Source organism: Vibrio sp. CyArs1 (assembly GCF_022432925.1).
Taxonomy (GTDB): Bacteria; Pseudomonadota; Gammaproteobacteria; order Enterobacterales; family Vibrionaceae; genus Vibrio; species Vibrio mediterranei.
Genome location: NZ_JAKRBO010000003.1, coordinates 596,717 through 610,298, shown reverse-complemented (window position 1 = coordinate 610,298; position 13,582 = coordinate 596,717). Strand labels below are relative to the sequence as shown.

General features: G+C 42.0%; 11 protein-coding genes and 1 pseudogene. 6 read left to right on the top strand and 6 right to left on the bottom strand.

The window, feature by feature from the left end; translation table 11 throughout:
- Positions 1–516 (top strand): annotated as a pseudogene (locus MMA19_RS13325) (hypothetical protein); the annotation flags it as partial.
- Between the two features lie 5 nt (positions 517–521).
- Entirely contained in the window at positions 522–2,159 is a 1,638-nt protein-coding gene (locus MMA19_RS13320) for a BatD family protein (protein ID WP_240206428.1), read from the top strand.
- Between the two features lie 74 nt (positions 2,160–2,233).
- Here MMA19_RS13320 and MMA19_RS13315 read toward each other — a convergent pair whose 3' ends face one another.
- Both MMA19_RS13315 and MMA19_RS13310 read right to left on the bottom strand, forming a co-directional pair.
- Complete coding sequence (locus MMA19_RS13315) at positions 2,234–3,340, bottom strand: porin (protein ID WP_240206427.1); 1,107 nt, start codon at positions 3,338–3,340, stop codon at positions 2,234–2,236.
- A 411-nt stretch (positions 3,341–3,751) separates the two neighbouring features.
- Positions 3,752–4,858 (bottom strand): porin, encoded by a 1,107-nt coding sequence (locus MMA19_RS13310; protein ID WP_240206426.1) that lies wholly within the window; start codon positions 4,856–4,858, stop codon positions 3,752–3,754.
- A 691-nt stretch (positions 4,859–5,549) separates the two neighbouring features.
- On the opposite strand from MMA19_RS13310, the gene MMA19_RS13305 reads away from it, so the two are divergent.
- Positions 5,550–6,629 (top strand): porin, encoded by a 1,080-nt coding sequence (locus tag MMA19_RS13305; protein WP_096443885.1) that lies wholly within the window; start codon positions 5,550–5,552, stop codon positions 6,627–6,629.
- A 342-nt stretch (positions 6,630–6,971) separates the two neighbouring features.
- Here the strand turns inward: MMA19_RS13305 and MMA19_RS13300 are convergent, their stop codons facing one another.
- Together MMA19_RS13300 and yfcC are read right to left on the bottom strand one after the other, a co-directional pair.
- Complete coding sequence (locus tag MMA19_RS13300; protein ID WP_240206425.1) at positions 6,972–7,952, bottom strand: succinylglutamate desuccinylase/aspartoacylase family protein; 981 nt, start codon at positions 7,950–7,952, stop codon at positions 6,972–6,974.
- A gap of 76 nt (positions 7,953–8,028) precedes the next feature.
- The gene (gene yfcC, locus MMA19_RS13295; RefSeq protein ID WP_240206442.1) at positions 8,029–9,504 is read right to left on the bottom strand and encodes a putative basic amino acid antiporter YfcC; all 1,476 of its coding nucleotides are present in this window, start codon (positions 9,502–9,504) and stop codon (positions 8,029–8,031) included.
- Between the two features lie 248 nt (positions 9,505–9,752).
- Between yfcC and MMA19_RS13290 the strand changes: the two genes are divergently transcribed.
- Positions 9,753–10,649 (top strand): DMT family transporter, encoded by an 897-nt coding sequence (locus MMA19_RS13290; RefSeq protein ID WP_240206424.1) that lies wholly within the window; start codon positions 9,753–9,755, stop codon positions 10,647–10,649.
- A gap of 54 nt (positions 10,650–10,703) precedes the next feature.
- Positions 10,704–11,321 carry a glutaredoxin domain-containing protein gene (locus MMA19_RS13285; protein WP_006069062.1) on the top strand — a complete coding sequence of 206 codons (618 nt, stop codon included), beginning with the start codon at positions 10,704–10,706 and terminating at the stop codon, positions 11,319–11,321.
- A 68-nt stretch (positions 11,322–11,389) separates the two neighbouring features.
- On the opposite strand, the gene MMA19_RS26555 is transcribed toward MMA19_RS13285, so the two are convergent.
- Positions 11,390–11,524 carry a hypothetical protein gene (locus tag MMA19_RS26555; RefSeq protein WP_006069063.1) on the bottom strand — a complete coding sequence of 45 codons (135 nt, stop codon included), beginning with the start codon at positions 11,522–11,524 and terminating at the stop codon, positions 11,390–11,392.
- A gap of 496 nt (positions 11,525–12,020) precedes the next feature.
- On the opposite strand from MMA19_RS26555, the gene MMA19_RS13280 reads away from it, so the two are divergent.
- Complete coding sequence (locus MMA19_RS13280) at positions 12,021–12,650, top strand: response regulator transcription factor (protein ID WP_006069064.1); 630 nt, start codon at positions 12,021–12,023, stop codon at positions 12,648–12,650.
- A 21-nt stretch (positions 12,651–12,671) separates the two neighbouring features.
- On the opposite strand, the gene MMA19_RS13275 is transcribed toward MMA19_RS13280, so the two are convergent.
- Positions 12,672–13,568, bottom strand: coding sequence for a LysR family transcriptional regulator (locus tag MMA19_RS13275; RefSeq protein ID WP_240206423.1), 897 nt, complete (start codon positions 13,566–13,568; stop codon positions 12,672–12,674).
- Positions 13,569–13,582 lie beyond the last annotated feature (14 nt).

Sequence of the window (13,582 nt, the reverse complement as noted above, 5' to 3'; positions counted from 1 at the left end):
CAACAGCAACAGCAACAGCAACAGCAACAGCAACAGCAACAGCAACAGCAACAGCAACAGCAACAGCAACAGCAACAAAATGGTGGCAACGGCGCAAAGACAAGTCAACAACAATCGCAATCTAACGCTAATTCAAGCAGTAAAGAGAACTCATCTGGTGAAACCGCAAAACCAGACTCAGAGCGCACAAAGAATAATTCGCAACCAGAGCATTCCGATAATAATAAAGAATCTCGGAATCAGCAGGCAAAGCAGCCTCAAGAGAAAGACAATACAACTAAAGCATCAACCGAAAAATCCGCTAGTACGAGTTCCGGTGAGCAACAGTCACAAGCTTCTGAAGAGCAAAAGCAAGCTCAACTAGCTAAAGAGACAACACAACAAAACGTCGCCCCCGATCTTAGAAAACTTGAGCAAATTGAAAGCGTGCGCGACCCAAGTTATTTGCTGCGTGCACAAATGTTGTTGCAATCGAAGAATAAAGAAGTCCCTACCTCAACAGGGAAAGATTGGTAATTACAATGAAGAACATAAAATCTCTCACCTTAGTGCTACTCGCTATTATTAGTTCTGCTGTCAGCTTTTCATCATGGGCATTGAACGTAACAGCAAGCGTAAACAAGACCAAAGTCAGCAAAGATGAGGTCATTCAGTTAAAAATCGTCGCAGACCAAAAACTAGACGGAAATAAGGTGGACTTTAGTTCACTTTCAAAAGACTTCTATCTTGGTCGACCCAATTTTAGCTCTTCCGTCAATATCTTGAATGGCACGCGTACAGACAGTAGTATTTGGACGGTGGCGATCGCCCCACAAAGAATTGGCAAACTGACCATCCCTAGTTTTGATGTCAATGGTGTTGCCACCTCCCCTATTACATTGAACGTTACCATCGATGAGCAAACACCTACGACCCAAGACATGATTGAAGTTCGTACCCAATTAAGTAAGTCAGAACTTTATCCCAAGGAAAGTGCGTTACTAGATACAAGAATCATTGTTAAGGTCGATCCCCGTTTACTGCAAAACCCCAACTTAACCTCACCAGAGGCGCCAGGGTTAGATATTGAGGCAGTTGGCGAACCTAAACAGTATCAAGCTGTGCTTGATGGTATGGAGGTTATGATCATTGATCAGTCATACAGAGTCACCGCTATCGATAGTGGTAATTTCGCCATTAAAGCGCCAACACTCACTGGGGGGGTTCTTTATGGGAACAATAGAAGTGGAACTACGAAGATCCTCACTCTGGATACCAGCTCACCTACGGTTGACTTAAAAGTTGACCCAGTACCGGAAGGCTATACCGATAGTTGGTTACCGACTTCGAAACTTTCTCTGTCTCAAACCTGGAAATTAGATAGTGGGAAAAACGTCGAGACGAAGTCAGTTTCAATTGCCAGCGGCGACTCCTTAACACGAACCATTACTCTAACGGCAACAGGGCTAACGTCAGCTCAGTTACCTAATATATCGGTCAGTAACCCCGATGCGTTTCGGGTCTATTCAGAAAAGCCATTGTTCAAAAGTAACGATGATGGCAGCGTCACTATGATCACTAAACAAGTTCTCATAGCTCAACATGGTGGCGACTTTACTCTTCCTGCTGTAAAGATTAATTGGTGGGATTCAGTGAATAAAAAGCCAGCCCAAACTGAACTGGAAGGGTTGAACGTTTCGGTAACAGCGAACGAAGTGATTAACGCCGTATCGCCAGTCTCAAGTCCAACATCAAGCTTGCCTGGTACAACAACAATTGTTAAAGACTCAGGTAGTTGGCCTTATATCGCCGGATTATTCGCGGCACTCTGGGTTTTATCTAGTGCCATGTGGTACCGCACTAGTAAAGCCAATCAGAACCACCTTAGTGACAACTCACCAATGAGTTCAATAAACAATGCATCGATTAAAGAAAACTTAATCGCTGCGATTAAAAACCGAGATCCAATAGCAACACAAACAGCATATCGGTCATGGAAAAGAACAATCTCATTGTCAGAAGAAGATGATGCACTTTTGAGGAACGAAATAACCAAGATGAACAGTGCGATAATTGGCAGCGACAAAGACGTCATATGGGATGATAAGACTGCATCGAAATTGATTGAGAAAGCTAAGGCTAAACAGCCCAAAGCCGGGGCAGCACTCGCTCAACTGTAATGTGTGGTGCCTAATAGATCCAATAAAGCACCCCTTTAATAGGGGCGCTTTCGTCGTTTTAGGTTTTCAAGACATTATAAGTAGAAACGAGTACCGATAATGAATTGGTTGTCTTTCGCTTTGCTGTAATCAACATTCGCACCAGTCTCGCCTTGGTTGTCGAAGTTATAACCTGTATATGCTCGAACGCGTGGGTTAATTGTATATTCTGCTTGAACAGAAGTTCCCGATTTAACACGCACATTATTTTCTGTGTCTTGCATTTCTTCATGCTTCAGGATTAAGTTCAACCCCATGTCAAATCCGTAAGCAAGAATCGAGTCTACAGCTTGAGTTTTCGCAATTAGTTTGCTGTCGAATGAGTTCATATTTTTGTTGTCAGCGAATGTAGCTGCAACATATAAACCCGCGCCAAAATTACCATACTTAGCTGAAACCAAGTTAGACTCAGCAAGCTTAGCTACATTGCGCTCAACAACATTGCCGCTGTTGAATGCGTAGTTGACGTTGAAACCTGAGATCGTATAGCCAATAGCAACTTGACCACGGTTTTGTGAACTTAGCCAAGTTTGAGTTTTAGTTGAATAAACTTGGTCGCCAGCACCCGCTACCGTTTTGCCATCTTGCTTATAACCAATTGTTTCATCGACCGAGTTAGCACCTTGCCAGCCAGCGCCGATTGTTAGAGCACCCGCTTCATCAAAGTCAATAGTATTGTAGTACGCCGCTAACTTATCAGCACGCGCAGTACCAAATAAACCTTGGTTGTCGTAAAGGAAATCATTAGACCAACCGATTGGCGTATCGACAACGCCGGCTGCCATGTAATAAGGAGACCATTGAGTACCTGCTGCGATACGGCCATATGTTTCATGCCCTATACCGATATAGCCCAAACGAGTCGTAAAGGTGTTTTTGCCACCTTCTAACATGTTCATTGCCCACTCTCCTTTGAAGTCTGCCTTAAAGCCATTACCAAGGTCATGGATCACTTCAAGATTAATACGAGGAGACTTTTCTTCAACGCGAGCGTCTTTTCCTGCATGAGCACCAGTTAGACCGATAGTCGCATGACCACCGATAGACATTTGCGTGCCTTCTTTGTTGTAGATTTCTAGCGCGTTAGCTTGAGTGCCAATCGTTGCTGCAGTCACTGCAAGAGCAAGTAGAGTTTTGTTCATTATGATTTCCATATATGACAGTTAGGTACTTTTATTCGCGTTACAGAACGTAAGTACTTGGGTGTTAATGCCGTATTGCTCATAGGTGCTGTGCGTAACACTGATGAACAATTCGATAAAAACTTGAAACTTGTAATATGGAGATACTTTAAAGAGAGAGTTCCCAGAAGTGATGTGAAATGAAATGAAGTTTTAGAGTATAAAGTAACTGCTATTTTTATTTCTTAAAAACAACAAGTTATAACTAAATTGATTAGTAATTTATACAACTTACTAGAATTTGTAAGATATTTTTACCACAAACGCATTTACGCACTAAATAACACCCAGAGCTTACATTCAGTGCGGCACTTATCTAACAAAAAACCCGCTCCAAGAGCGGGTTTTTAGATTTAGGTAGTTAGCTTTTCATTATAGGAAGAAACGAACACCAGCCATCCACATGTTGTCGCGATCTTCTTTGAATGCACCAGTGCCTTGTAAGTCAAACTGGTAACCACCATATGCACGCATGCGAGAAGTTACGTCATACTCAGCTTGGATTGCTGTAGTTGCATAGATAGTCTCACCTTGGTAACGAGAATCTGTAATTGCTTTGTCGCCGTCGTACTTAACAGACTCGTAGTTAACAGACAGGTTTAGGCTGTTAGATAGACCATACGCAAGGATAGCTTCATATGCCTTAGTATCGTCTAATTGAAGACCCTGAGCACCTTTATCATAACTTGTCATGTAGTCGTTCATTGCATATACACCTGCAATGTACAGACCTTTACCATATGTACCGTACTTAGCAGATACTAGGTGTGAAGTAGCTTTGTCATCAAGATTCTGCGTAGTAAGACCTGTGGATGTAATATCACCACCGGTATAGGCGTAGTTAATACCAAAACCAGCAACATCATAACCTAATTGAACCTGTGCACGTTGGCCTAGGTTAAATTTGCCATTCGTAACAGGCGGCGTTGTTGCGGTAGTAGTGTTGTCGATATCGTTAGCACCCTGCCAACCTAGACCGAAGTTGAATGCACCAGCATTACCGAAGTCAAATGCGTTAGTGTAAGCAAGCATAGCGTCTGCACGACCAGTACCTAGAGCACCGTGGTTGTCGTATAGGAAATCATTCGCAAAAGCGATTGGAAGGTCAGCTACGCCACCCGCAGTGTAGTATGGAGCCCACTGAGTACCAACCGCTACGCGACCTAGTTCAGCGTGGCTAACACCGATGTAACCTAGACGAGTAGTGAAAGAGTTGTCACCACCGTTAAGCATGTTTAGAGCCCACTCACCTTTAGCATCAGCAGTAAAGCCGTTGCCTAGATCTTGAGTTGCTTCGAAGTTGATACGTGGAGATACAGAGTTTACACCAGCAGCGTCTTTCTCAGAATCTTGAACGCCAACAGAAACGTGACCACCTACAGAGAAAGTAGAACCATCTTGGTTGTATAGCTCAACTGCTTGAGCAGTAGTACCGAAAGCTGCAGCAGAAACTGCTAATGCAATAATTTTTTTGTTCATTGGGATTTCCATATTTCAAGTTTTATGTGTCATTTCAATGAATGACATAACGCACATAAAGCTGTTACGTACACAGACATAACACCCATGCATGTAACCCGACTTGATGTAACGCTGGATTAACATGACGAGAGCCACTCTAACCCTAAAGTTCCCAAAGGCTTCATAAAAAGACGTAAAAGATTAAAAACAGTGTTTTCTATTTAACTTTAACCTTTAAAAACAACAATTTAATACAAATAATAAAAACATAAAACGATCTAAAGCCACCATTTAGATGAGATTGATTGAGTTTTTTTGTTGTTTTTGAGTGATTAAATTCACACTTTTAAACACTTTCCGCTCATTTATCAGACAGAGAAGCACGTAAAATTCAACAAGTTACATTTTGTTATTTCAGTTTAATTAGTCGATTTAAGTCTTTAAAACACATCATTTTTGTCAACAATCTCCCATTTTTTGAGTAACGTCAGCCGAATTACTTTGTTGTGAGTTACAAAACTGCCAATGAAGCACGTCATTAATGAGCGATAGATCACAAAATAACAAATAGAGGGGAACTAATTGGAGTTTAGAAAGGAAAGCTAGAAAAGGCGTTCTATCCTTCCATTAGGCCACTTATGTCATAAGGCATCAAATGGTCTAGCAGTGGAAACATTGCAGTGGTTAATAATAATCAAAGGATAGAATTATGAAAATGGCAGCCATCGCTACGGCGATTACAACAGCACTCGTCTCTGGTTCAGCACTTGCAGCAGAGGTTTACAATTCAGATGGTACTTCACTAAGTATTGGTGGTCGTGCTGAATTCAGGGGCGATTTCCAAGGTCAAGAGAGTGGAGCTAAGCTAGACGGCTCGATGGATAATAAATCTCGCTTTCGTATCAACGTCGGGGGAGAAACGCAAATTACCAATGACCTGAAAGGTATCGCTTTTTATGAAGCTGAGCAAACAGTAAGCACAGGAGATAACGGAGGTAGTAACTCTGCTAACTTTGACTTCAAACAACGTTACATGTATGCAGGATTAGGAACCACGTACGGTGATGTCACATTTGGTAAGCAAGATTCGGCCATAGTACAAATATCTCAAATGTCTGATACTGTTACCTCATATAGTGGAAATCAGAAAACGTTTATCCAAGCTGGTGATGAGCAAATTAATAACGCTATCAACTACTCAGGCTATTTCATGGATGCACTTTCCGTTAAAGCGAGTGCCTTAATTTCTGATGAAGACAGTGAAAATGGCTGGGCTCTATCTGCACTATATACTCTTCCAATGGGATTAGGCTTCGCTCTTGGGTATGCTGCAAATGAAAATCCAAACGACCCTAGCAATCCAGGTTATGATAGTCAAGACTCTTCTCAGATCATTGGAGGTGTGAACTATCGCTGGGAAGGCTTGTATCTTGGTGCAACATATACTCAAGGTTCAGGTTCGAAAAAATACACTAATAATGCTGGTTATATCATAGGAGACAATGACTTCGATGGCATCGAATTCGTTGCTCAATATAGGTTTGACAATAACTTTGAAGCAGTCCTTGGGTACCAGAAAGGAGAAATCGATCCAGACAATGCTCCCAAATACAGCCAGAGTGATTATATAGAATTAACAGGTTTGTACTACTTCAACAAATCATTAAGAACTTACTTAAGTTACAAGTTTAACAACATTGATGCTAGCGATGAGCAATTTACCGATACGAATGGTAATTACATCGATGCAGATAATTCACTACGTCTAGGTCTACGTTACGACTTCTAAGTTTAACGTAGCGGATAGATAAGAAGGCTAGGTCATCTTGGCTTAGCCTTCCCTATTTTCGTGCGACTGCACCAATTCCTGCCATCATGTCCACACCCTCCTTTTATCAAGAAATATAATCCATAAGTAAAACAAACAATTAGTAATTTAGGCAAATTGGCACAACTACTGCTTTAGTAGTAAAGACAAATGTTAGCAGCATTTGCACTTGCCAGTCTCAGCATGGCGGAGTTGTTTTTCTAAGAGGGAGAAGATGATTCTTAGCTATGCTATCTAGGCAGAAGAGGCTGAACAAGTGGTCACTATTTTTGCCTCCCTAATAGAGGGAGGCTTTTTTTTACTTTATCGGATTAAGCGAACAACAAGCGCCCCCGCCTCTCTCAAACTATCAACGTTGTAGCTAATGACGGTACCATCATTAGGAGCGTAGTAACTGTCGGTCATACGACCAAAACTATCATATTGCACCGCCAGAAGTTGTCCCTTTTCCACTCTTTCCAAAAGGGTCACTTGTGGTAAAACAAAACCACCCTTATTAGCACGAACGCTGATGATTTCTTTCCCTTCGATGTCACACGGGGTAACGTTTGGTGATTCTCCTTCAATCACTCCTTGGTTAACTAGTATTTGCTTGATGCCGCACACCGCTCTCTCGATGAGTTCAGGTTGAGTCACTTTACCCATTCCAACTTCTACTGTTATGCAAGGAACACCCGAATTATTCCAGACGGTTTCCAACACACCGTGATCACCGGGGTCGTTGAGAATAACATCTGGCTCCATGAGTCGAGCCATTTCTAATGCTTGCTCTAACCTAAAATCTGCAAACACATACAGTGGATACGTAGCACCACGCGTTTGCGTATGCAAATCGATAGCGAGTTCACCATTTGGTTTTAATAACTGTGTCCAAATTGTATCAAGATAGCGATTGGCTGTATCACCATTCGGATTACCGGGGAAAAATCGATTAAGATTGGCTGGAGACGAATCAGGGTCAGATGAGTGAAAATCTCGACTGTGGTTTAAAATGCCTGATACATTGATCGATGGGGCGATCGTTACCGAGCCAGCGCTTAATACTTCTGGCAGACGTCTAATCAGTTCATGGGCAGTCAAAACACCGTTTAACTCGTCACCATGCACACCAGCAGTGATAACAACTTTGGGCCCAGGTTTCTCTGCTTTAGCAACAACCACAGGGAGTCGAACCTCAATCCCCATAGCATTGGTTGAGGCTTTAAACCAAAAGTGATGAAGGCCGGCTGATAGGGTTTCAACATCTAATGAGCTGATGGTAGGAAAATTTTCTGACTCAATCACGTGTTTCGTTTCTCTTTCTGATAATAAAAAGCGGGCTAATGCCCGCTTAATCACTACACTAAATCAATGCTTAAGCCTAAGCAAATCCCATTAAGTGTGCTCCAACGACCACAAAGCTTGCTAAAACAAATAGCAGCAAAATAAAGCGCCAGCAGAACCTTGCCCAATCACCCCAATCAATACGGCAGACCCCTAAGGTTGCCATCAAAGACGCAGAGGTAGGAACAATAACATTGGTAAAACCATCACCCAATTGGAAAGCAAGTACGGCAACTTGACGAGTGACACCTGCAATATCAGCCAGCGGCGCTAACAGTGGCATAGTCAACGCTGCCTGACCCGAACCAGAGGTCACAAAGAAGTTAAAGATGGATTGGAACACATACATTAACCAAGCAGCAGTCACATCAGGCAGGCCGCTAATCATTCCGCCAGCGCCATTAAGGATCGAATTCAATACACTAGATTCGTCCGTAGTACCGCCGCCAAGAATTAGTAGAACGCCCTTGGCACAGCCTACTAGCAAAGCAGGTGCTAACATAATACCAGCACCTTCTTTAAAAGCGTCCGCCATATCGTTAAGGGTCATACCATTCAAGCGGAATACCACACCAATCAGTCCCGCAACAAAACCCATGGTGAAGAACTGAGAAGCAATTTCTGGGATATACCATGCATGTGCTACCACCCCCCAGACAACCCAGATGGTCGTTGCTATAACAGTGGTCAGAACGAGAGTATCACCAAGATTCCAGCGTGATTCTTGCACTGTGTCTGTCTGTTTTCTAAAGAAGATGTCGGTACGGTGACTATATGATAATTCTGGGTTTGCTTTGATTCGAGATGCATACACCATTGTGAACACAATACCTATGAGGGTAAATGCAACCCACATAGCAATTCTCATCGACATTCCAGAGAGAACTGGAATTCCGGCAATACCTTGAGCAACGGCCACTGAAAACGGGTTCATCCATGAGGTAGCAAAACCAATCTGCGTAGCTACGTACGTCACCATTACAGTAGTAATACCATCATAGCCAAGACGTACCATAAGCGGAGCAATAATAATGGCGAAGGCAACGGCTTCTTCTCCCATTCCGAATACCGCGCCACCTAAAGAGAACAAAGCAAAAAGAACAGGGATAAAAAGTGCTTCACTTCCTTTGGTTTTATCAATCAAACGTAGAATACCGTTATCGATCGTACCGGTACGCATCACAATTCCAAATGCGCCCCCGATCACGAGCATAAACATGATTACACCGATCGCAGAACCCCACTTAGAACCAGAAACTAGTCCTTCAAAAGCAAAGTTCATTAAACCAATGCCGCCACCCGATGCGAATAACCCGACTGACTGATAGACCAAATCACCATTTTCATCAGTCGCATATTGGAATGAGTGAGGGTCGATGACAGTACGTGACTTCTCAGCACCATCTACCAAATAAGTAACTTGCTGACTGTCAAAGTGTCCTGCAGGGATAAAGTAAGTCAAAATTGTCGCAAGAATACCGACAATGAAAATTAAGATAAGAGTATCTGGCATCTGCCATGTTTTTGTGCCATCAGCAACATGCGCATGCTCTTTAGTATGAGTGTTCATAATTATGTATTAGCCAAGCATAAAATTTGGCATAAATATCTATTAATCGGCATAAAAAATCAATATAGCATCGAATAACATTTGAACATTCGAACAGATAATTGATCTGTAGCAGAAATAAATCAGCCGTTAACCTATTTGGTGCTTGATAAGATCCGTAGTAACATTGAAAAAAAATAAAGAAGTCAATTATGAGCTTACAACACCACCCTATTCAGGGCGCAGCATGGATGCTAGCAGCTGGCGCTTCCTTTGCTCTCGTCAACAACATTGCCCAAATCGTCAGTATTAACCACGGTATGTCCTCTACTATGGTGGCTTTGATTCAATATGCCATCGCTTTTGTAGTTATCATCCCTTATCTGCGAACACTGGGTTTTCGACAGTCGCTGCAAACCTCACACTTTCCAGCACACCTATTTCGTGTCTTTCTCTCTGTTATAGGTATACAACTATGGATGTGGGCACTGGCTTATCCTGTCCCAATATGGCAAGGCATTGCACTGTTGATGACGTCGCCTCTTTTTGCAACTTTAGGTTCAGGTTTAATATTAAAGGAAAATGTCGGTCCTGCGCGTTGGTTTGCGACGTTGTGTGGTTTTGTTGGTGCCATGATAATCCTAGAACCCTGGTCCGATAACTTCAGTTGGGCATCCTTGCTTCCTGTTGGCGCAGCGTTTTTTTGGGCATGTTATTCACTTATGGTGAAAAAGCTCTCTTCCCATGACTCGCCATCAACTATGGTCGTATACCTGCTGCTACTAATAACGCCATTTAACCTTTTCCTCGCTTTACCAGATTGGTCATTCCCTTCTTCCGGTGTCGTATGGGGCTTCCTTATCGTAGCAGGATCGCTAACAGCGCTTGCACAGTGGGCTATTGTGAAAGCGTATTCGGTGGCAGATGCGTCATTTGTCCAACCTTTTGACCACGCAAAGCTACCGATGAATGTGCTTGCAGGTTGGATTGTTTTTGGCTGGGCTCCCCCAGGCCGGCTATGGTTAGGAGCGGCTATAATTATAGCGTCGGTGGCATTTATTACTCAGTGGGAAACTAGAAAGCGAAAAAGTGCAGCGACTGTGAAATAAAAACCTGAGTTAGCAGTTCTAATTATTAAACGGATTATTCAAGAGGCTAACACTATGGCGGAACCAATCAAAATCACTCTTTATCGTTGGGCAGGTAGTTGGGGACCATTTAAAGTCAACATTCCATGCGGTGAATGCACATTGACTAAAGATATTCTCAATGACACTTTCAATAACGAATTGGACGGTATCCCTATTGAGTTAGAAGTGAAAGATTGGTTGTCTCACTGGTGGGAGCCTTTAAAATCTGGAGCTTGGCACGCCCCTATTTTAATGGTTGAAGGCAAGGTCATCAGTCAAGGTGAAGCCCTGAACAGAGGTGTATTGGTTCAATCTGTTATTCAAGAGTGGACAAAGCGCGATACGCTTTCTGGTAACATTGTCTATGGTAAAGCAACCTGCCCTTATTGCGTCAAAGCTAAGCAAATGCTTGATGATGCTGGCATTCCTTACACATATTCTGATGTCGTTAAAGATAGTGCCGCCCTTTATAGAATGATCCCCGAAGTAAAGGCACACATAGGATTAAAAACACCAGTTACTGTGCCACAAATCTGGCTAGAAGATGAATATATTGGCGGTGCAGACAATCTGGAAAGTTGGCTTAGCAAGCGGAATCTCGATAGCAAACCTGATAACGTTCTAGAGTTTGGTGAGAAAAACGTATCTTGACCAAAAATTAGAACTGTCAAATAACAAAAAGCCCGCGATTAGATCGCGGGCTTTTTGCAAGAATTCCGTTACTTAGCTAGCTTTTTCATCATTCGCTTGATGAAAGATACTTTTTTAGGTTGTGGCTTGCCATATAGCATCTCGTCAATCATTTTTTTTGCAGCGATTTGACCAATGTAGGCAGCACCTAGTTCATAACCCATGTTCGTTCTCCAATAGGCATTTTGTAATTTAATTACTTTTCTCCGTAATTATATACCTATTAAAAGCAAAAACAAGATGTGAATCACACTTTTGCGTAATTAACTTACCAAAAGTCGTGTCACATAATGATAGATAGCTAACATCATGATAAATCGACATAAAACATAGCATTCTTCGTAATCACTATACTTCTCTCATCATTTATCTCTTCGATATAAACAGTCAAGGTCAACTCAAATTATACGACTTAACGATAAATACAATTTATCTATCTTTCGTAACCTACTGTTTTAAATGAACAACTCCAACATTCTGACATTATTCCTATTTGGAATTTCCATCATTCCACACTTTCAGTGCATTGTTTCCTATACTTCCGAGCATCGTTAATTCGACACTAAAAATAATTCTTAAGATTTTAGACGTAACCGACAAGTGATCGCGCTCTTTTCCCAATCCTGTTTCGCCAATCATTTGTATAGCAAGGTAAAGTGAATGCTCTATCCAAACACGAAAGACTGCCTCATCATTGATAACTACCCGCTAGTTAGGGAAGCACTAGCTCAGATCGTGTCTAGCATCGATGATTTAGATCTAGTCCACCAAACCGGTAATATTCAGACGGCTTTAAACCTAGTAAAAAACAGTAATATCGAACTTATCATCCTAGATGTAAATCTCGCAGAAGCTGACGGTTTTGAGTTCATGCGCAGAGCCTACGCTTGTGGCTACAATGGTAAAGCAATCTTCGTATCCAGTTACGGTTACCCAGTATACTCAGAAACTGCTTATAAACTGGGCGTCAACGGTTACATTAGTAAATCAGAAGACAGTCCGCTTATCCGTGATGCGATTAGTGGTGTGATGCGTGGTTACAACCTATTTAAGACTGACTATAAAGAGCGAAGCCGTAATATTGTGCTCTCTCAAAGAGAAACTGTAGTATTTAACTACCTTAAGAAAGGCTATACCAACAAACAAATCTCAGAATTTTTGTCATTAAGTGCGAAAACAATCAGCACGTACAAGTCTCGTATTCTAGATAAGTATGAAGCGAACTCAATCGTGGAATTGATCAACTCACACGATGTTCTTGAGAGTAAGAAACCCGCCCTAGCAAGTTAGCCAATTTTGAGCAGGAGAGGTCTACTCCTCTCCTTTCTTATTTACGATACTTTTAATAATGTCATGCAGTTTTCGGTGCAATGGATTTTGTCGATTACTTTGCTTCATACACGTCACAACTGGCGTAAATGTCTGCATGTAATCCGGAAATGGCACAAATCTAAAACCGTTACTCGGCATCAAATGCTTGGATAACACCACCGAATAATTGTCTCTCTGAATCATGGCTAGGGCGACACTCAGATTATCCAATTTAACCTGATAATCAAACGATAAGTCGTATTTTGCCATCTGTTTGATCAACCTGTGGTTGGTTTCGTTCCATCCGCGAATTTCAAAGAAAACACACGGATTTTCGAATACTTGCTCCCAACTATCTATATGACTATTACTCGCGACAACCGCCCCTATTTCGACATTAATTAGACTGGCTTGATAGACCGCTTTGGAGCAATCTTCATTAAAGAACTGAATACCTATGTCTGTTTTCCCATCGACAATAGATTGGTAAGTATCTGAACGCCAAGTTCTAAGTTCGACCCTCGAACGACAAAATACAGACTTAAGCGCGACCAACAGCTCTGTACCAAAGCATTCGATCGATAAATTGTCTAACGCAACAACTATTGGTTTTTCATAGTTTTTCTCGTCAAACGCTTCCCCTCGCTTCAAAGCCTGTTCGACCGAACGTAAACCTGTTTCGATACCAGGGATTATTCTTTCTAAATAATGTGTAGGTTCTAGCCCATTAGACGACCTTACAAACAGCGGGTCACCCAATTGTTCTCTTAATTTAGACAGATGCTTACTGATCGCACTTTCCGTTTTACCTAACACAGCAGCAACAGTGGTCAAACTGCGACATTGATATATTAAAACTAATACTTTCAATAAGTTATAGTCATGCTCTTTATGCATTATTCTGCCTAATT

What these genes read in the sequence shown, in the direction of transcription:
- MMA19_RS13275 (WP_240206423.1), bottom strand. Translation starts at nt 13,568, where the DNA reads ATGCATAAAGAGCATGACTATAACTTATTGAAAGTATTAGTTTTAATA.
- MMA19_RS13315 (WP_240206427.1), bottom strand. Translation starts at nt 3,340, where the DNA reads ATGAACAAAACTCTACTTGCTCTTGCAGTGACTGCAGCAACGATTGGC.
- MMA19_RS13285 (WP_006069062.1), top strand. Translation starts at nt 10,704, where the DNA reads ATGGCGGAACCAATCAAAATCACTCTTTATCGTTGGGCAGGTAGTTGG.
- MMA19_RS13305 (WP_096443885.1), top strand. Translation starts at nt 5,550, where the DNA reads ATGAAAATGGCAGCCATCGCTACGGCGATTACAACAGCACTCGTCTCT.
- MMA19_RS13290 (WP_240206424.1), top strand. Translation starts at nt 9,753, where the DNA reads ATGAGCTTACAACACCACCCTATTCAGGGCGCAGCATGGATGCTAGCA.
- MMA19_RS26555 (WP_006069063.1), bottom strand. Translation starts at nt 11,524, where the DNA reads ATGGGTTATGAACTAGGTGCTGCCTACATTGGTCAAATCGCTGCAAAA.
- MMA19_RS13280 (WP_006069064.1), top strand. Translation starts at nt 12,021, where the DNA reads ATGCTCTATCCAAACACGAAAGACTGCCTCATCATTGATAACTACCCG.
- yfcC (WP_240206442.1), bottom strand. Translation starts at nt 9,504, where the DNA reads ATGCCAGATACTCTTATCTTAATTTTCATTGTCGGTATTCTTGCGACA.
- MMA19_RS13320 (WP_240206428.1), top strand. Translation starts at nt 522, where the DNA reads ATGAAGAACATAAAATCTCTCACCTTAGTGCTACTCGCTATTATTAGT.
- MMA19_RS13310 (WP_240206426.1), bottom strand. Translation starts at nt 4,858, where the DNA reads ATGAACAAAAAAATTATTGCATTAGCAGTTTCTGCTGCAGCTTTCGGT.